The sequence below is a fragment of the Micromonospora sp. NBC_00858 genome, assembly GCF_045207365.1.
Taxonomy (GTDB): Bacteria; Actinomycetota; Actinomycetes; order Mycobacteriales; family Micromonosporaceae; genus Micromonospora.
This window is the reverse complement of the sequence record NZ_CP108828.1, coordinates 7,224,496-7,244,099: the sequence shown is the minus strand read 5'-3', so window position 1 is coordinate 7,244,099 and position 19,604 is coordinate 7,224,496. Positions and strand designations below refer to the sequence as shown.

The following is a 19,604-nucleotide window of genomic DNA, read 5'->3' as shown; positions in this document are numbered from 1 at the left end:
GTCTGGCGGCCTGGGACGCCGAACACTCCACCTGGGACGCTCCCGGGCCGGGACCGGCATCGGAGGCGACCACGGAGGTACGGGTACCGGAGGCTCCGACCGCAGACGTGATCCACCCGGCCTGGCTGGCTCACTCGCCGTCGGAGCCGGAGACCGCGCCGATCTCCGGTCAGCCCGCCGACGGGAATGACGAGCCGACCACCGGGAGCCTCGCCCGACCGGCCGCCGTGGAGGCCGACGAGCCGACCCTGGTCGACCATCCGGTCGAGCGCGTCGACGACCACCCGGCGGACGAGCGGGAGGGGCAGCGGCGGGAGTCCTGACCCTGCGCCTGCCGGCGCGGCCTTCTCGACCGCTGGGGCGGTGCGGCAGGCGCGGGCAGGCGCATATGCTGGCCGGTGGAGATTTCGCCTCCGCCGGCCGGCCCGTCCCGCCATGGCGGTCCCGCCGCGATTCCCGTCTCTACCCCGTCAGGAGCCCGTCCGACATGACCCAGTCCCCCGCCGTGCGTTCCACCGGTCGGTCCGGTCCGGTCCGCATCGGCGAGCGAGCCGCCCGTACGCTCGTCACCGAGCTGGCCCGGATCAACGATCCCAAGGCTGCCCTGCTGGTCGGCGCGAGCCCGCAGTCCGCGGTGCTGGCCGCGGCGATCGAGGCGCTGCTCCCCGGCGACCGGCTCACCGTGGTGGCCGCCGAGTCGTCCAGCGCCACCGCGCTCCGCGAGCACGTCACCGCTCAGGGTCGGTGGGTCGCCGACCGGGTGCGCGTGGTCGACTCGCTGGCCGAGGCTGAGGCCGCCGGGGTGGTCATCGCTGGCGAGGCGTTCACCGGCACCGCCGAGGAGACCCGCAGCGGCATCGAGGACATGGCCAAGTACCTGGCCGACGGCGCGGTGCTGAGCGTGGCCACCACCGCCACGCCCGGCCGGACCACCGGTGCCGCCGCCGAGTTGGCCCGGCAGGACGCCCTGTACGGCGTCGGCGCCGACCTGGTGCTGCGCAACTCGCCACCGGTACGGGTCTACCGGCTGCGGTTCACTCCGGCCAGCCCGGCCGCGGCCGACCGGCTGGCGCCCGCGTACCGGCCGTCGAGCGTTCCGCTGACCCGCGGCATGCACATCGACTCCAACGGGGTGGCCGCAGCGGGCATCACGCTGGGCCTTGCCGCGCTGGCCCGGGTGGCGCGTCCCTCGTCGAAGCTCTGGCTGCTGCCGGCGCTGGCCGCCGGACCGGTCGCCGCGTTCTTCCGGGACCCGGAGCGGGACGTGCCGGAGGACCCGAACGCCGTGGTCGCCAGCGCGGACGGGCAGGTCCTGTCGGTGCAGCGCCTGCACGACGAGCGTTTCGGCGACGGCGAGTGGCTGCGGATCGCGGTCTTCCTGTCGGTGCTGGACGTGCACGTCAACCGAGCCCCGGTCGCCGGCAAGGTGGTGGACTACTTCGTCGCCGATGGCGGCTTCGTCAACGCCATGAAGCCGGACGCCGAGCACAACGTGGCCGCGTACACCGTGCTGGACACCTCCCGCGGCCCGGTGGTGGTCGCGCAGCGGACCGGGCTGATCGCCCGGCGGATCGTGCAGCGCGCGCCGATCGGCGCGCTGCTGGCGAAGGGCGAGCGCTTCGGGCTGATCCGGTTCGGCTCACGGACCGACGTCTACCTGCCGGCCGAGGCTGCCGAGCCGCTGGTCGGGCCGGGCGACAAGGTCGTCGGCGGCTCCACGGTCATCGCCCGCTGGCACTGATCCCGCGCAACAGAGAACGGGGCGCCGCTGATCGCGGCGCCCCGTTTCGCTTGCGTGGATCAGGCGGTACGACGCTGGCGCAGCCAGAGCACCGGCCCGCTGACCAGGTAGCCCACCACAATCAGGGCGAACGTGAGCCGGATGTCGACCAGCGCGCCGATGATCGGGGCCAGCCAGAGCCACGGCGGCAGCTTGACCAGCCGGGCGAGCTTGGCGTACGGGAAGCTGGAGACCATCGCGAAGGCGAGCAGTGCCACCCCGGCGACCAGCACGGGGCCGGGCACCGGAAGGCCGATCGCGACGGTCACGGCGAGCACCGCGGCCGCCATGGTGGTTGGCACCCCGCAGAAGAAGCGGCCGTCCTTGGGCGAGACGTTGAAGCGGGCCAGCCGGATCGCGGCACACGCCGCTACCAGTGCGCAGGCGACCGCCGCCGCAGCCGTCGAGACCGAGCCGGCGAGCGAGGCGTAGACCACGACCGGTGCGGCGAGGCCGAACGAGCACATGTCGGCCAGCGAGTCCATCTGCGCGCCGAACGGGCTGGCCACGCCGAGCCGGCGGGCCAGCGCGCCGTCCAGGCCGTCGAAGGCGACGCAGGCAATCAGGCAGAGCGCGGCGATGCGCACCTCACCCTGCATGGCCTGGAAGATGGCCAGCATGCCGAGCATGAGGCTGGCCAGGGTGCACGCGTTGACCAGGCCGAACTTCATCCGGCGGGCGACCGTGCGCTCGCCGGGGAGCAGCGGGATCGACCCGGGCGAAACCTCGTCGGCGTGTGCCATCGGCGGCAGCGCCGGGCTGACCGGCATGACCGCCTCGATCTCCGCCCGACCCAGGTTGAGCGACTGCCGGCCGAGCCGGTCCAGCCGGTCCAGGCCGTAGCGGCGGCGCTGCCGCTCGGCGTACCGGTGCTCGGGCAGCGCCACGTCGGCGGTGTGCAGGTCGCCGTCGCGGCGACCCACCCGGACCAGCAGCACCTGGCGGGCGAACGTGCTGCTGCGGCGCAACCGGCCCGCCCAGCGACGCCCAGCGGGGCGCGGACTGTCAGTCGTACGACGCCGGCGCCATGGGGCTCTCGGCACGTTTCCTCCATCACCGGATCAGCTGACCGCCGTGGGCGGGTGTCCGGCTGTCTCGTGCCGGACCTTGCTTGGCCCGGCAGCCGTTTTGCGGAGTACACCATCGCATAAGGGAACAGGACTTGGCGATAGCTGCCGGCGGTACTTATATCTGGCCTAAACCGCGCGAACCGCTCTCTTATTCCCATGCCGGGCTTCATCGCCCGTTTCCTCCATCATTCCCGCCTTTGACTGTACCGGAGGGTCACCATCTCGGCTCACCGAGCGGAGGGCTATCGGCCCAGCTGTCCGATTGCCGAGGCAGCGATCCCGGTCAACAGCAGGTCGGCGGCCTGCGACGGGGTGAACCAGCCGGCCCGCGCCGTCGAGCCGCCGGCGGATTCGGTGACCACCGCGTCAGTAGGTACGTCCACCAGCACCCGATAGATCACCCGTACGCCGTGCCAGTCCAGCGGGCGCCCCTCCGGGCCGAGCGCGGCGGGGTTGTGCAGATTGTCCACGCCGAGCAGCTCCACCACCCGGCCCAACTGGCCGCCCTCCTCGACCAGCTCACGGAGCAGCCCGGTGGTCGGCTGCTCGCCGTGATCGGTGCCACCACCGGGCAGGTGCCACATGCCGGCCCCCGGATAGCCGTCGGCGATCTGGGTGAGCAGGATCCGCCCGGCTGGGTCGGTGACCAGCCCGTACGCGCCGAAGCGCAATCGGCGGTCCGGGTGCACCGGCGGGAACGGCTCACCGGGCCGGTGCGCTCCGGTCGGGAGCGGGGTGACCGGCAGGCCGAGCAGCTCGGCGCTGAACGGTGCCAGCGGCAGGCGGGCCACCTCGGCCGGGGCGAGCCAGCGGGCCTGGTCGGTCGGGCCGTCCACGGCGTCGCGCAGGGCACCGCCACGCACACTCAAGTCGAACGCCAACCGGTCGGTGTGCAGCGCGACGTCGTCCTCCGGGTAGGTGGTCACGTCGGCAACCACCGCCCGCAGCCGGTCCACCGCCACGGTCAGCCCGGTCTGCCGGGAGACCTCGCGGACCACGGCGTGCTCCGGATGCTCGGCGTGCGCCACCGCACCCCCCGGCAGCCGCCAAACCCCCAAGCTCCTGTCCCGAACAACCAAAACCCGACCCGATTCCCACAAAACCCCATAAACCCCCACCCGCCGCATTTCCATCCCGCTCCCCGCCCCCGGTTGTCCCCGTCGATCATGAAGTTATCGCCGTCCATCTCGGCGCGTCCTGACAATAACTTCATGATCAACGCGGGGAGGGGGGGTTGGGGGGTTGGGAGGGGGAGGGGGAGGGAGGGGTGGGGGGTTAGGTGAGTTGGGCGGCTTGGACTGCTTCGGCGGTTACCTCGGTGAGGTGGTGGGTGGGGAGGGCGCCCAGCTCATCGCGGGCGAACCAGCGGGCCTCGCAGGTGGAGCCGCCCACGTCGGCCACGGTCAACGGGTCGGGCTTGTCGACCACCACGCGGTAGAAGGCGCGTACGCCGTGCCAGTCGATCGGGTAGCCCTCCGGGCCGAGCGAGGCGGCGTCACGGTGGCTGGCCACCCCGAGCAGCTCGACCAGGCGGCCGGTCTGCCCGGTCTCCTCGACCAGCTCCCGGATCAGCGCCGCGCCGGGCTGCTCGCCGTAGTCCGTGCCGCCGCCGGGCAGGTGCCAGCAGCCGGCGCCCGGGTAGCCGGCGGAGACCCGGGTGAGCAGCACCCGGCCGGCCGGGTCGGTGCACACCGCGTACGCGGCGAAGCGCTGCGCCCGGTGCAGCCCGTCCGGGCCGGGCACCGCGTAGAACGACGGGAACTCGGGCACCTCGTCGGGCACCACGTCGGCCGAGGAGGCGGGCAGCCCGAGGGCGCGCGCGGTGAACGAGCGCAGCGGCAGCTCGCGCGCCTCGTCGAGGGTGTACCAGCGAGCCAGGTCGGTGGGGCGGTCGCCCACCCGGTCGGCCAGCGTGCCGCCGCGCACCGCCACCCGGTAGATCAGCCGGTCGGTGTGGATGGTGATGCCGCGCTCCGGCAGCGCCCGCATGTCGGCGAGCACGTCGGCCAGACCCGAGACGGCGACCGAGAGACCCGTCTCGGTGGCGGTCTCCCGGACCACCGTGTGGTTCGGGTCCTCGCCATGGTCGACCGCCCCGCCGGGCAGCGACCACACACCGGGTGTGCCGGAGCGCTCCGATGCGCGGACCAGCAAGAACCGGCCGTCTGAGTCAGCACAAACTGCGTATGCCGCGATCCTGCGGAGCGGCTCCAGCAAGGTGGTCACGGGAGCAAATTCTCCCCGGGCAGGGTTACCGGAACGGAAAAGAGTCAGATTCCTGACTGTCTGACCCCGATCAGGGGCTGGTCAGGGTAAGGATCCGGGCGGTCACCGAGGCCGGGAGGGACAGCGGCGCGGACTGTGGAGACATGACACCCACCACCGCTCCCCGCGCTCCGTACAAGCAGCTCCGGCGACCCACCACCGACCGCATGGTGGCCGGGGTCGCCAGCGGTCTCGGCCGCTACTTCGCCGTCGACCCCACCCTGGTCCGGGTGATCTTCGCGGTCACCGGCCTGCTCACCGGCGGGCTCGCGCTGTTCGCGTACCCGATCATGTGGTTCCTGATGCCCGAGGAGCCCAGCGGCGCGCCGGCCTGGCCGCACGGGGCGGGCACCGCGCCGCAGACCGGTCCGCCGCCCACCGCCGGGCCCGCGCCCGGCGGGCCATGGCCGGGGTACGCCCCGACGCCGCCCTACCCGTCGGCGAGCCCGCCCAGCACACGACCGGCGGACGAGGCGCCTCCGGCCGCGTGAGGTGCGCTCACTCCCACTCGATGGTGCCCGGCGGCTTGCTGGTCACGTCCAGCACCACGCGGTTGACCTCGGCCACCTCGTTGGTGATCCGGGTGGAGATCCGGGCCACCACCTCGTAGGGCAGCCGTGACCAGTCGGCGGTCATCGCATCCTCGCTGGAGACCGGGCGCAGCACCACGGGATGCCCGTAGCTGCGCCCGTCACCCTGCACGCCGACACTGCGCACGTCGGCCAGCAGCACCACCGGGAACTGCCACACGCCGCGGTCCAGGCCGGCGGCGGTCAGCTCCTCCCGGGCGATCAGGTCGGCCTGGCGGAGCAGGTCGAGCCGCTCCTGGTCGACCGCGCCGATGATCCGGATGGCCAGGCCGGGGCCCGGGAACGGATGCCGCCAGATCATCGCCTCGGGCAGGCCCAGCTCCAGGCCGAGCGCCCGGACCTCGTCCTTGAACAGCGTGCGCAGCGGCTCGACCAGCGCGAACTTCAGGTCCTCCGGCAGGCCGCCGACGTTGTGGTGGCTCTTGATGTTGGCGGCGCCGGTGCCGCCGCCGGACTCCACCACGTCCGGGTAGAGGGTGCCCTGGACCAGGAACTCCACATCGCCGTGCGAGGCGACCTCGCGGGCGGCGGCCTCGAAGACCCGGATGAACTCCCGACCGATGATCTTGCGCTTCTGCTCCGGGTCGGTCACCCCGGCCAGCGCGCCGAGGAACCGCTCCGCCGCGTCGACCACCTTCAGCTTGATGCCGGTGGCCGCCACGTAGTCCTTCTCCACCTGCTCGGCCTCGCCGGCACGCAGCAGGCCGTGGTCGACGAAGACGCAGGTGAGCTGGTCACCGACCGCCTTGTGCACCAGCGCGGCGGCGACCGCCGAGTCCACCCCGCCGGACAGGCCGCAGATGACCTCCTTGTCGCCGACCTGAGCGCGGATCCGGGCCACCTGCTCGTCGATGATGTTCTCTGGCGTCCAGGTCGGCTCGATGCCGGCGATGTCGTACAGGAAGCGGGTCAGCATCTCCTGGCCGTGCGCGGTGTGCCCGACCTCCGGGTGGAACTGCACCCCGGCCCGGCGACCGGCCAGATCCTCGAACGCGGCCACCGGCGCGCCCGCCGACTCGGCGGTCACCGTGAAGCCCTCGGGCGCCTCGGTGACGCAGTCACCGTGACTCATCCAGACCGGCAGGTCGGCCGGCAGGTCGCGGAGCAGTACACCGGGGTCGAGGAGACGGGGGCGCAGTGGTGTGCCGCCGTACTCGCGGTTGCCCGTCTTCGCGACCGTGCCGCCGAGCGCCTGGGCCATCGCCTGGAAGCCGTAGCAGATGCCGAAGACCGGCACGTCGGCGGTGAACATACCGGCGTCGATCTGTGGCGCGTCCGGCGCGTAGACGCTGGACGGGCCGCCGGAGAGGATGATCGCGGCCGGGTTCTTCGCCAGCATCTCGGCGACCGGCATCGAGTGCGGCACGATCTCGGAGTAGACCCTCGCCTCGCGGACCCGGCGGGCGATGAGCTGGGCGTACTGGGCTCCGAAGTCCACCACAAGGACGGGGCGAGGCAGGCTCATGTGCACAAAGCCTACCGACAGTCACGGCCGCTCCCGCCCCGCCCCGCCGCCCCCGCACCCTCCCTTCCAAGATCCTGCACTGACTGCCTCACCAAACAGGACATATGCCCCGTAGCGGCGAACCCGCCCGCGGGATCGCCGAGGGGCGAGTCAGGGACGCAGGGCGGCCGGCGCCTCGGGTGGGACGGCCGGGGCTCGGGGTGGGACCGGGTCCAGGCGGCGGTAGGGGGTGCCGAGTGGGGGGCGCGGGTCCGGGTCGTTCTTGTTGGGCCAGAGGGACATGGCGCGTTCGGCCTGGGCCGTGATGGTCAACGATGGGTTGACGCCCAGGTTGGCCGAGACCGCGGCTCCGTCCACCACGTGCAGCCCGGGGTGCCCGTACACCCGGTGGTAGGGGTCGATCACCCCGTCGGCCGGGGTGGCCCCGATCGCCGCCCCGCCCAGGATGTGCGCGGTCATCGGGATGTCGAAGGGCTCGGTGAGCGAGCCGCCGGGCGTACCGCCGATCTCCTCGGCGAGCAGCCGGGCCGCCGTGTTGCCGGCCGGGATCCAGGTCGGGCTCGGCGTGCCGTGGCCCGGGCCGGTGACCAGCCGACGGCCGAACACGCCGCGCCGCCACCGGGTGGTCAGCGAGTTGTCCAGCGACTGCATCACCAGGGCGATCACCGTCCGCTCCGACCAGCCGCGCACCGACAGCATCCGGGCGGCCAGCCCGGGCTGCCGCACGATGCTGCCCAGCCAGCGCCGGACCCGGTGCGGACCACCGTCGACCAGCAGCGACTGGAGCAGCCCCATCGCGTTGGAGCCGCGCCCGTAGCGGACCGGCTCGATGTGCGTCTGCGGGTCGGGATGGAACGAGCTGGTGATGGCCACCCCCTCGCTGAAGTCCAACCGCTCGGCCCGGGCCCGCTGGCGCGCCACCGAGGCGCCGAGGATCGCCTCCGAGTTGGTCCGGGTCAGCTCGCCGAGGCGGGACGAGAGCCCGGCCAGCGCACCGTCGGCCTTCATCTCGTGCAGCAGCCGTTGGGTGCCGAGCGCGCCCGCGGCGAATACCACCTGGTCGGCGTGGATCACCTGGCGGCGGTGACGCAGCCAGGCGCCGGTGCGGACCGTGTGCACCTCGTACCCGCCGTCGGCGGCCGGTTTGACGGCGGTCACCGTGGTCAGCGGATGCACCGTGGCGCCCAGCCGCTCGGCGAGCCAGAGATAGTTCTTGACCAGTGTGTTCTTCGCCCCGTGTCGGCAGCCGGTCATGCACGAGCCGCAGTGCAGGCAGCCGGTGCGCTCCGGGCCGGCGCCGCCGAAGTACGGGTCGGCGACCCGCTCGCCGGGGCGGCCGATGTGCACGCCCACCGGGGTGGCGTGGAAGGTGTGCCCCACCCCCATCCGGTCGGCCACCGCCCGCATGACCCGGTCCGCGCCGGTGTTCAGCGGGTACGTGGTGACACCGAGCATCCGCTTCGCCTGGTCGTAGTGACGGGCCAACTCGTCACGCCAGTCGGTGATGTCCCGCCACTGCGGGTCGGTGTAGAAGGCCGGCAGCGGCTCGTAGAGGGTGTTCGCATAGACCAGCGAGCCGCCGCCCACCCCGGCTCCGGAGAGCACCAGCACGCCGCCACCCGATCGCCGGTCGGCCGGGCGGAGCAGGGTGAGCCGCTGGATGCCGTAGCAGCCCAGCTTCGGTGCCCACAGGAACCGGCGAGCCCGCCAGGACGTCTGCGGGAACTCGTCGTCGGCGAAGCGTCGGCCGGCTTCCAGCACGCCGACCGAATAACCCTTCTCGGCCAGCCGGAGCGCGGTGACGCTGCCGCCGAAGCCGGACCCGATGACGACCACGTCATACCGCATGGACGCATCATTACTCGCCAGTAGCGCTCGCGCCAGCGCCCGTTTTCGCGCGATCATGCACCGGCCGACCGACCCGGCGCCTCCCGGCCGCAACCTGGAGCACTCGTCGGGGCGTTGTTCGGATACGGGTGGGAAGGACGTCCAACATGAACCTCGCGTCGATGGCGCCGCGTCGACGGTGGCTGCTGCTGGGTCTGGCGGCCCTCGCCGTCGTCGCGCTGGTCGCGGCCGGGGCTGTGGTGATCACCCGGCTGACCGGCAACGACACGCCTGACCGAACGGCACCGGTGGCTGGCTCACCGAGCGCCACGCCGGCCGGCACGCCCACCCCCAGCCCGTCCGGGCCGCCGCCGGGCGCCAACATCACCGGTCCGCTGAACCTGCTGCTGGTCGGGGTGGACACCCGGGTCAGCGTGCCCGGCTGGGAGCCGCACGCCGACGCCGTGCTGGTGCTGCACGTACCCAAAGGGCTGGGCCGGGCGTACCTCTTCTCCCTCCCCCGCGACCTGCTGGTGGACATCCCGGCCTTCCCGAAGGCCGGCTACGCCGGTGGCAAGACCAAACTCACCCACGCGATGAGCTACGGCAGCCGGGTGCCGGGCAAGCCCAAACAGCCGAGCACAGCCCAGGGGTACGAACTGCTGCGCAGCACGGTCAGCGGGTACACCGGGCTCCGCATCGACGCCGGCGCGGTGCTCACCTTCACCGGGTTCGACCGGCTGGTGAACACCCTGGGCGGGGTGGACGTCTACATCGACCAGCGGGTCGCCTCGCTGCACCGCCGGCCGGACGGTAAGCACCGGGAGAGTGTGCCCGGCGGCTACACCGGGCCGCAGATGGTCTACGAGAAGGGCGAGCGTCACCTCAACGGCTGGCAGGCGCTGGACTACGCACGGCAGCGCTACATCACCGGCGGCGACTATGCCCGGCAGCGCCACCAGCAGCAGCTGATCCGGGCGCTGACCCGCAAGATCCTGGACGAGGGCCTGGCCCGGCAGCCGGAGCGGGTCGACCAGGTGGTCGCCGCGCTGGGCGACACCCTGATCTACGTCGGTGGCCGCCGGATTGTCGACCTGGCGTACGCGTTGGGTGGGGTGCCGGAGGACCGGTTCGTGCTGGTCGGCCTGCCCGGCTCGGGCGTCGGCAAGGGCAGCGCCTATCGCGGCGAACAGCTCACCAGTGTCGGCCAGAAGTTCATCACCGAACTCCGTGCCGGCCGCGCCGACGCCTACCTGTCCGCCCACCCCACCCTGCGCATCAAAACCTGACCCCCTCCCCGCCGCGATCTTGAGCTTTCGGTCCCCAATTCGCGGCGGGAAGGTGACGGGTCGTCAGAGGGCTTTGGGGGTTGAGGGCTTCTTGGTGCCGTAGAGCCAGGCGTCGAAGAGAGCGTCGAGCTGCTTGCCGGAGATGCGCTCGGCGAGGGCCACGAACTCGGCGGTGGTGGCGGTGCCGTTGCGCTTCTCCGCCGCCCAGGTCTTGACGATCTCGAAGAACGCCTTGTCGCCGACGGCCACCCGCAGCGCGTGCAGGGTCATCCCGCCGCGCTGGTAGACCGACTCGCTGAACAACTCCTTCGCCCCCGGCTTGCCCGGCGGCGTCTTCCACACCTGGGCCGGCACCTGGGCGTACCGGATGTCGAACGCCTGCTTGGCGGTGTACTCCTTGGTGTGCTCGGCCCAGAGCCACTCCGCGTACGTCGCGAAGCCCTCGTTGAGCCAGATGTCCTCCCACTTGGCCAGCGCCACACTGTCGCCGAACCACTGGTGGGCCAGCTCGTGGGCGACCACCTCGGTGTTCTCGCCGCGCCGGAAGAAGCCGGCGGAGTAGACCGGACGGCTCTGCGTCTCCAGCGCGTACGCGATGCGGCTGTCGGAGACCACCACGCCGCCGTACGCGTCGAACGGGTACGGCCCGAACACGCTCTCCAGGTAGTCGGCCACCTTGACGGTCTGGGCGATCGACGCGTCTGCGGCGCCCTTGGCCACCGTGGTGGTGACCGCGTTGTACACCGGCCGTCCCTTGTGCTCGGCGGTGGTGATCCGGAACTTGCCGATCACCAGCGTGCTCAGGTAACTGGCCATCGGCGACTTCTCCGACCACTTCCAGGTGGTCCAGCCGTCCGTGCTGGCCTTGCCGCCCGGCACACCGTTGCTGACCGCGGTGAGGCCGTCCGGGACGGTGATCTCGAAGTCGTACGCGGCCTTGTCGGACGGGTGGTCGTTGACCGGGAACCAGGTGCTCGCCGACTCGGGCTGGCCCAGCGCGATGGCACCGTCGGAGGTGTGCAGGAAACCGCCCTCGCCGAGCACCTCGTTCTTCAGCGGCTTCGGCACCCCCTCGTAAACGATCTCGGCGACGAAGCCGTTGCCCGTGATCAGCCCGGCCGCCGGCTTGATCACCAGCTCGTTCTTCTCCCGGGTGTGGGTGGCCGGTGCGCCGTCCACGGTGACCGTCTTGACGGTCAGGCCGGCCAGGTCGAGGTTGAACGTCGACAGGTCGGCCGTCGCGGTGGCCTGCACGGTGGCCGTGCCGGTCAGCCGATCCTTCGCCGGGTCGTAGCGCACCTTGACGGTGTACCGCCCGACGTCGTAGCCGCCGTTGCCGTAGCTCGGGAAGTAGGCGTCGCCGACCCCGGCCGCGCCCGCGGTGAAGGTCCGCGACGGCGTCGGGGACGCACTCGGCGACGGCGCCGCCTCCGGGGCGGCCGAGTTGCATCCGGACAGTGCGAGCGCCCCGGTCACCAGCAGACCGACACCAACCCGCAACCTGCGCCTCGTCACCCGCATCACGAGCCTCCCCCGTACGGTGGCGGAGGCGGCCTCCGCCGCTCCGCGCGAGCGGCAACTCCCGGCCGATCGCAGGCGGCAGCCTATCGATCGGTCATCACGGTCCCGTCACGGCAGGGTGGGCGCCGCGCCACCCACCAACCAGGCGTCGAACAGCGGGCGTAGCTGCCGGTCGGCCACCCGCTCGGCCAGCGCGACGAAGTCCGCGGTGGTGCCGCTGCCCGCCGCCCGCTCGGTGGTCCAGGTGTGCAGGATGCGGAAGAACGTGGCGTCGCCGACGGTCCGACGCAGCGCGTGCACGGCGAGCGCGCCACGCTTGTAGACGGCGGCGCCGAACATCCGCTCCCGGCCCGGCTCGACCGATGGTTGCGACCAGTCGGTCGAGGCGTACTGGAGCTCGAAGTTGCGCTGCGCGGTCCGGCCGCCGTCGTGCTCCTCCCACAGCCACTCGGCGTAGCTGGCGAAGCCCTCGTTGAGCCAGATGTCCCCCCACCTGGTGAGCGACACGCTGTCGCCGAACCACTGGTGGGCCAGCTCGTGCGCGACCACGCCCGGGTTGGGCCGGTCGTCGGCGAAGAAGGCGGGCCCGTAGACGGGCCGGGACTGGGTCTCCAGCGCGTAGGCGACCCGGTCGTCGGCGACGACGATCCCGCCGTACGACTCGAACGGGTACGGGCCGAAGCGGCTGGCCAGGAAGTCGACGATCTCTCCGGTGCGGGCCAGCGAGCCGGCCGCGCCACCGGTCGCCGGCAGGCTCGCCGCCACCGCGGTGATCATCGGCTGGCCGGCGTGACTGCCGGTCACCACCCGGTAGTCGCCGATCACCAGGGTGCTCAGGTAGCTGGCCATCGGGGTGCGCTCCGACCAGCGCCAGGTGGTCCAGCCGTCGGCGCTGCTCTTCGGCCCGGGCACGCCGTTGCTCAGCGCGGAGAGACCATCCGGGACGGTCACCGCCAGTTCGTAGCTGGCCTTGTCCGACGGGTGGTCGTTGACCGGGAACCAGGTGGCGGCGGAGTCGGGCTGGCCGAGCGCGACCGCGCCGTCGGCGGTGTGCAGGAAACCGCCGCTGCCCAGCGCCCCGTCGCTGACGGCGGTGGGTACGCCGGCGTAGTCGACCGCCACGGTGAACGGCCGGCCGCGTGACAACCCGTCGGGCGGGGTCACCACCAGCTCGCCGTCGTCGCGGCGGTGTTCGGCCCGGGTGCCGTTGACGGTGACCGCGCCGACCTGCAGACCGACCAGGTCGAGGTTGAACCGGGACAGGTCCTGGGTTGCCGTCGCCGTGATGGTGGCCCGGCCGGTCAGCCGGTCGGTCGCCGGGTCGTAGCGGACGTCCAGGTGGTAGTTCTTGACGTCGTACCCGCCGTTGCCGTGGCCTGGAACGTACGGGTCTCCGGCGTCGGCGGCACCCGGCCGGAACATGTCGCGGTCGGCGCCCGTGCAGCCGGCCGCGCCCAGCGCGATCGCGCTGGTCAGCGCGGTGACGGCGACGGCCACCCGGCGCCGGGGCGGTCTCCGTCCGGTCAGGACCATGCACACTCCTCCTGCGACGTCCCCGGTCACGACGAGCGTAGCCAGCGCAGGCGGACGCGAGGTCGGTATCGACGACCATCAGTAACTTTCGTCGATCCAAACAAAAGTTGGTGCTGATCGATACTTTCTTTTGGCTTCGACCGACGTTAGTGTCTGTCTCCAAGATGTAACGCGTTCGGAACATTCACGCCGACCGCTACCGGAGACGGGGCCTCGTCCCGGCTCGACACGCCGTGGCGGCGGCGTGGACCTGCCCCTTCAACTTCGCGGCACCGCGCAGTCCCGGTCCACCGGGAGCGCGGAACGGGCGCTCGGCGGCGCCCCGCGACCTACCCTCTCGCACCTCTGCTGATCGTTATCGACGGCAAACCGCCGTCGCGAAAGGTGGAACAATGCCAGACCAGATCGCACCCGACGCCTCCTCTGCCGGCCGGCTCAGCCGCCGGTCACTGCTCGCCGCGTCCGCCGGCGCCGCCGCCGCGCTCGGCGCGGCCGGCCTGCCGGTGCTCGCCACCGGCACCCCCGCACTCGCCCATTCCAAAGACAGGGACAAGGGAAAGAGCAAGCTGCGGGTCGAGCCGCTGATCCCGTCGAAGAACCGCGGCATCATCCTCTACAGCGTCCGGGACCGGATCACCGCGGCGCCCGACGACAGCGGCGTGCCGTACGGCTTCGAGCGGGTCCTTGCCCGGCTCGCCGAGATCGGCTACAAGGAGATCGAGTTCGCCGGCTACACCCAGAACACCGCGATCCTCGGCCGGCAGATCACCCCGACCGAGATCCGCAAGATCCTCGACGACAACGGCCTGGTGGCCAACGGCACCCACGCCTCGATCCAGGCGGCCACCTTCCAGCAGCAGCTGGACATCGCCGAGGAACTCGGCATGAAGAACATCGGCACCGGCAGCGACCCGACCAACAGCGCGTACAAGGCCGACTGGGACGCCGCCGCCGACACCTGGAACGAGCTGGGCCGGCAGGCCCGGGCCCGGGGCATGCGGCTCTACACGCACAACCACGACGCCGCGTACAGCTTCCTGCTCGACTCCGGGCCCCTGGACGACCAGGGTCGCCCCACCCGCTCCTCCGGCGTCCGGCGGCTGGAGTACTTCTTCGGCAAGACGGACCCCCGGTACGTCTACTTCGAGCTCGACATCTACTGGGCCTACGTGGCCCGGTACAAGCACCAGAAGTACATCGACCCGACCGGCCGCGAGGTGACCGACCTGTTTGACCCGATCCTCACCGTAGCCGACCGGACCACCCGGTTCCCGCTCTTCCACGCCAAGGACGGCGACCGGGACACCAGCGTGCCCAACGGCCACCAGATGACCCCGCTGGGCGAGGGCGACCTCAACTTCCAGCAGTTCTTCCAGACCATCGGCGAGCGGGACTTCCACCACGCCAACTGGGAGATGGACACCGCCCCCGGTGGCACCGCCAACCGGGCCCAGTCGCTCGACTTCGCGGCGCTCAGCTACCGCAACATGTCCGACCTGACCATCTACCTCAAGAAGTGACCCCCGGCGTGGCCGGCGTCCCTCCGACGCCGGCCACGCCGCACCTCGCCGGCGACGCCGCCGGCGGCCGGTGACCGAACGGTCGACCACCGGCCCGGTCACACCGCGCCTCCCGTACGGCGACGGGACGCGCCCGGTCCCATCCCCCACGCAGTCGCGCTGCCGGCCCCAACAGGTCGGGGATGCCGCGCGCCTGCCGACCACCGGAGGAACGATGACCCGACCGACCGGACGACGATGGCTAGCCGTCGCCGCTGGACTCATCCTCACCATCCCCCTCACCTCCGCCGTCCCCGCCGCCGCCGCACCGACCGACGACGCGCCCCCGAGCACGCCGGCCGTCGTGGAGAACGGGCCGGCCGCGCTCCGCTCCGCCGCCCGCGCACCGCAGACCTACCGGGTGCTGGTGTTCACCAAGACCGCCGGTGAGCGCCGGGCATCCATCACCGACGGCGTCGACACCATCCGGAAGCTGGCCCAGGCGAACGACTTCAAGGTCACGGTGAGCCGGGACGCCGCCGTGTTCACCGCCGCCGAGCTCGCGAAGTACCGGGCGGTGGTCTTCCTCAACACCACCGGTGACGTGCTCAACGCCAGCCAGGAGGCGGCCTTCGAGTCGTACGTCAAGGCCGGCGGCGGCTACGTCGGCGTGCACGCGGCGGCGGAGACCGAGCCGGACTGGGCCTTCTACCAGGACCTGGTCGGCGCGAAGGTGGCCGGCGCCTCGCCGGTCGTCCGCGGCGTGGTGGACGTGGCCGACCGGGCCCACCCGGCGACCGAGACGCTGCCGCGCACACTCACCCTCACCGAGGAGTGGTACAACTTCAACCGCAACGTCCGGGGCACCGCGCACGTCCTGGGCACGGTGGACGAGAAGACCTACACCGGCGGCGCCATGGGGTACGACCACCCCGTCACCTGGTGCAAGGACTACCAGGGCGGTCGATCCTTCTACACCGGCCTCGGGCACAGCATCGAGACGTACCGCTCGGCGAAGTTCCGCGAGCACCTGCTCGGCGGCATCCAGTGGTCCGCAGGCGTGATCGAGGGCGACTGTGGCGCCACGGTGCTCGGCAACTACGAGAAGGTCACCCTCAACGACGACCCCGGCGAGCCGATGTCGCTGGCCGTGCTCCCGGACGGCCGGGTGCTGCACAACACCCGCGGCGGCGAGGTGCGGCTCTACGACCCGGCCACCGGTGCCAGCCCGGTGATCACCACCGTCGACGTGTACCAGCACGACGAGGACGGCCTCCAGTCGGTGGCGATCGACCCGGACTTCGCGACCAACAAGTGGGTCTACATCTACTACGCGCCGAAGCTGAACACCCCGGTCGACAACCCGGCCACCCCGGGCGTCAACGAGGGCGACGCGCCGGCCACCTCCACCGACCCGACGGTCTGGGACAAGTTCAAGGGCTACAACCAGCTCTCCCGGGTCAAGCTGGTGGACTCCCCCACTCCGCACCTGGACATGAGCACCGAGCAGCAGATCCTCCGCGTCGACGTGGACCGCGGCATCTGCTGCCACGTGGCCGGTGAGATCAAGTTCGACGGTAAGGGGCTGCTCTACCTGGTCACCGGGGACGACACCAACGCCGGCGGCTCCGACGGGTACACCCCGATCAACGAGTCGCCGACCCAGGGCCCCGGCTACGACGCTCAGCGTTCCTCCGCCAACACCAACGACCTACGCGGCAAGCTGCTGCGGATCAAGGTGCGGGCCAACGGCACGTACACCGTCCCCAAGGGCAACCTCTTCCCGGAGGAGCAGGACACCGCCGGGAAGACGCGGCCGGAGATCTTCCTGATGGGGCTGCGCAACCCGTTCCGCTACGACGTGGACGCCCGGGGCATGGTCTACGTCGGCGACTACTCGCCGGACTCCCGTGTCCCCAGCGCCACCCGCGGGCCGGACGGCACCGGCCGCTGGTTCGCCACCAACAAGGCCGGCAACTACGGCTGGCCGTACTGCTACTCGCCGAGCCTGCCGTACATCGACTTCGACTTCGTCACCCGGACCTCCGGCGCCCCGTTCAACTGCGGCGCCCCGGTCAACAACTCGCCGCGTAACACCGGCCTGCGGGTGCTGCCGAAGGTCGAGCAGCCGCAGTTCTGGTACACGTTCGACGGACGCACCCCGTGTGCCGGCTCGTACCTGGAGAACCCGCCGGTCGGCTGCGACTTCAAGTGGCCGGTGATCGGCACCGGCGGCGTCGGCCCGATGGGCGGCCCGATCTACTCGTACGACCCGGCGTCGACCTCAGAGGTGAAGTTCCCCGAGTACTACCAGAACGCGGTGGTGTTCGGTGAGTTCACCCGGGACAAGATCTTCATGATGCGGACCGACGGCAAGGGCACCCTGACCGGGGTCGAGCAGTTCCTGCCGGGCGTCGTCTTCGACAACCCGATGGACATGGAGTTCGGCCCGGACGGCTCGCTCTACCTGCTGGAGTACGGCGACGGCTTCTTCCGGGCCAACCCGGACGCGCAGCTGTCGGTGATCCGGTACGTCAAGGGCCAGCGGTCGCCGGTGGCGAAGCTCGACGCCACCCCGACCTCGGGGACGGCACCGCTGACCGTGCAGTTCTCCTCGGCCGGCAGCTACGACCCGGACCCGGGCGAGTCCATCTCGTACGCCTGGGACTTCACCAGCGACGGCACGGTCGACTCGGCCGACCCGAGCCCGTCGTTCACCTACACCGCGAACGGGACGTACACCGCCAAGCTGACGGTGACCGACTCCAGCGGACGGACCGCGGTGCTCACCAAGGAGATCGTGGTCGGCAACACCGCGCCCACGGTGACCGTCACCTCCCCGGTGGCCGGCAGCTTCTTCACCTGGGGTGAGAGCGTGCCGTTCACCGTCACGGTGACCGACCCGGAGGACGGGCCGGTGGACTGCTCGCGGGTGACCGTGACCTTCGTCCTCGGCCATGACAGCCACGGCCACCCGGACAGCTCCACCACCGGCTGCACCGGCACCCTCTCCACGCCGGCCGACGGCGGTGACCACGCCGGCGGGTACCTGTACGGCGGGATCAGCGCCTCGTACACCGACCTCGGTGGCGGCGGCCAGGCCGCACTCACCACGGTCGGCCAGGCGATCATCCAGGCGCCCCGGCAGCAGGCCGAGAACGCCCAGGTGAAGCAGGGCGTCGAGGTGGCCAACACCGGCGACACCGGCGGCGGGCAGCACGTCAGCGGGATCGACCCGGGCGACCACGTCGCCTTCGACCCGATCAACCTGGGCGGGGTGACCACCGTGACGATGCGGCACTCGGGAGGCTCGGCGGCCACCGCCGGCACCGCCCGGGCCGGGGTGGAGCTGCGGCTCGACTCGCCGACCGGCCCGGTCGTCGCCACGGCGACGCTGAACGCGACCACCGGCAACGGGGCCTTCACCAGCACCACGGTGCCGGTGGACCAGCCCGCCGGGGCGCACCGGCTCTACCTGGTCTTCAGCGCCGTACCCGGCGGCCCGACCAGCGGCCTGGTCAACCTGAACTGGGTCGAGTTCACCGAGGGCTGACGCCCCCGGTACGACGGAGGCCGGCCCCGCAGCGTGGCGGGGCCGGCCTTCCGGCGTACGGGGGACGGGTCAGCGGTCGAGGACCAGGCCGACCTTCTGGAACTCCTTGAGGTCGCGGTAGCCGCACTTGGCCATCGCGCGGCGCAGCCCGCCGAACAGGTTGAGCTGGCCGTCGGCCTCGTCGGCCGGGCCGAAGAGCAGCTGCTCCATCGACCCGATCGGGTCGCCGGAGACCTCGAACGCGCCCCGGGGCAGCGACGGGTGGCTGGCCGCCGAGTGCCACCAGGCACCACCAGCGGGCGCCTCGTCGCAGAGCGACAGCGGCTCGCCGAGCATCACTGCGTCCGCGCCGCAGCCGAGCGCCTTGGCGATGTCACCCGAGGTCTGGATGTCACCGTCGGCGATCAGGTGCACGTACCGGCCGCCGGTCTCGTCGAGGTAGTCCCGGCGGGCCGCCGCGGCGTCGGCGATCGCGGTGGCCATCGGCACCCGGATGCCCAGCACCGACTCGGTGGTCGACCACTCGTCGCCGCCGATGCCCACGATCACGCCGGCCGCGCCGGTGCGCATCAGGTGCAGCGCGGTCTTGTAGTCCGTGCAGCCGCCGACGATCACCGGCAGGTCGAGGTCGGCGATGAACTCCTTGAGGTTCAGCGGCTCGTCGGTGGTCGAGACGTGCTCGGCCGAGACGATGGTGCCCTGGATGACCAGGATGTCCACGCCGGCGTCCAGGATCACCGGGGCCAGCGCCAGGGTGTGCTGCGGGGAGACCCGCACCGCCACCGTGCTGCCACCGGCGCGCAGCTCGCGGACCCGCTCCGCGATCAGGTCGGGGCGGATCGGCTCGGCGTACACCTCCTGGAGCCGCTTGGTGGCGCGGGCGTCCTCGTCGAGGCCGGCCAGCTCCTCCAGCACCTTGGTCGGGTTCTCGTAGCGGGTCCACAACCCCTCGACGTTGAGCACGCCGAGGCCGCCGAGCTCACCGAGCCGAACCGCCGACGACGGGCTCATCGTGGCGTCGGAGGGGTGCCCGACGCACGGGATGCCGAACGGGTACGCGTCGAGCTGCCAGGCGGTGGAGACGTCGTCGACGTCCCGGGTTCGGCGGCTCGGCACGATGGCGATGTCGTCCAGGTGGTAACCGCGCTGCGCGGTCTTGCCCAGCCCGATCTCGACCACGTCACGCATGGGGGACTCCAGGTTGTTGGGGGA

At 71.8% G+C, this 19,604-nt stretch carries 13 protein-coding genes; 5 read left to right on the top strand and 8 right to left on the bottom strand.

Annotated features, from left to right (window positions below):
• Positions 1-487: 487 nt before the first annotated feature.
• Positions 488-1,741: a phosphatidylserine decarboxylase gene (locus OG990_RS33790; protein ID WP_328420304.1), complete on the top strand. Its 1,254-nt coding sequence runs from the start codon at positions 488-490 to the stop codon at positions 1,739-1,741.
• Positions 1,742-1,800: 59 nt separating this feature from the next.
• Here the strand turns inward: OG990_RS33790 and OG990_RS33785 are convergent, their stop codons facing one another.
• From OG990_RS33785 to OG990_RS33775, 3 genes are all read right to left on the bottom strand, one after another.
• Positions 1,801-2,748, bottom strand: coding sequence for a CDP-alcohol phosphatidyltransferase family protein (locus OG990_RS33785; RefSeq protein WP_328420306.1), 948 nt, complete (start codon positions 2,746-2,748; stop codon positions 1,801-1,803).
• Between the two features lie 344 nt (positions 2,749-3,092).
• Entirely contained in the window at positions 3,093-3,983 is an 891-nt protein-coding gene (locus OG990_RS33780) for an NUDIX hydrolase (protein WP_406078308.1), read from the bottom strand.
• A 142-nt stretch (positions 3,984-4,125) separates the two neighbouring features.
• Positions 4,126-5,076 carry an NUDIX hydrolase gene (locus OG990_RS33775; RefSeq protein WP_406078307.1) on the bottom strand — a complete coding sequence of 317 codons (951 nt, stop codon included), beginning with the start codon at positions 5,074-5,076 and terminating at the stop codon, positions 4,126-4,128.
• Between the two features lie 143 nt (positions 5,077-5,219).
• On the opposite strand from OG990_RS33775, the gene OG990_RS33770 reads away from it, so the two are divergent.
• Positions 5,220-5,606, top strand: a complete 387-nt coding sequence (locus OG990_RS33770) for a PspC domain-containing protein (protein WP_406078306.1) — start codon at positions 5,220-5,222, stop codon at positions 5,604-5,606.
• Positions 5,607-5,613: 7 nt separating this feature from the next.
• Here OG990_RS33770 and guaA read toward each other — a convergent pair whose 3' ends face one another.
• Entirely contained in the window at positions 5,614-7,170 is a 1,557-nt protein-coding gene (gene guaA / locus OG990_RS33765; protein ID WP_406078305.1) for a glutamine-hydrolyzing GMP synthase, read from the bottom strand.
• 150 nt (positions 7,171-7,320) lie between these two features.
• Positions 7,321-9,018: an FAD-dependent oxidoreductase gene (locus OG990_RS33760; protein WP_406078304.1), complete on the bottom strand. Its 1,698-nt coding sequence runs from the start codon at positions 9,016-9,018 to the stop codon at positions 7,321-7,323.
• Positions 9,019-9,164: 146 nt separating this feature from the next.
• On the opposite strand from OG990_RS33760, the gene OG990_RS33755 reads away from it, so the two are divergent.
• A complete protein-coding gene (locus OG990_RS33755) occupies positions 9,165-10,286 on the top strand; it encodes an LCP family protein (RefSeq protein WP_406078303.1) in 1,122 nt (373 codons plus the stop codon).
• A gap of 63 nt (positions 10,287-10,349) precedes the next feature.
• On the opposite strand, the gene OG990_RS33750 is transcribed toward OG990_RS33755, so the two are convergent.
• Both OG990_RS33750 and OG990_RS33745 read right to left on the bottom strand, forming a co-directional pair.
• Positions 10,350-11,807: a M1 family metallopeptidase gene (locus tag OG990_RS33750; protein ID WP_406078302.1), complete on the bottom strand. Its 1,458-nt coding sequence runs from the start codon at positions 11,805-11,807 to the stop codon at positions 10,350-10,352.
• 108 nt (positions 11,808-11,915) lie between these two features.
• Positions 11,916-13,340, bottom strand: coding sequence for a M1 family metallopeptidase (locus OG990_RS33745; protein WP_406078301.1), 1,425 nt, complete (start codon positions 13,338-13,340; stop codon positions 11,916-11,918).
• A gap of 392 nt (positions 13,341-13,732) precedes the next feature.
• Between OG990_RS33745 and OG990_RS33740 the strand changes: the two genes are divergently transcribed.
• Both OG990_RS33740 and OG990_RS33735 read left to right on the top strand, forming a co-directional pair.
• Entirely contained in the window at positions 13,733-14,860 is a 1,128-nt protein-coding gene (locus OG990_RS33740; RefSeq protein WP_328420324.1) for a sugar phosphate isomerase/epimerase, read from the top strand.
• Positions 14,861-15,074: 214 nt separating this feature from the next.
• Positions 15,075-18,392: a ThuA domain-containing protein gene (locus OG990_RS33735; RefSeq protein ID WP_406078299.1), complete on the top strand. Its 3,318-nt coding sequence runs from the start codon at positions 15,075-15,077 to the stop codon at positions 18,390-18,392.
• Positions 18,393-18,461: 69 nt separating this feature from the next.
• Here OG990_RS33735 and OG990_RS33730 read toward each other — a convergent pair whose 3' ends face one another.
• Positions 18,462-19,580, bottom strand: coding sequence for a GuaB3 family IMP dehydrogenase-related protein (locus OG990_RS33730; protein ID WP_328420328.1), 1,119 nt, complete (start codon positions 19,578-19,580; stop codon positions 18,462-18,464).
• Between the last annotated feature and the right edge of the window lie 24 nt (positions 19,581-19,604).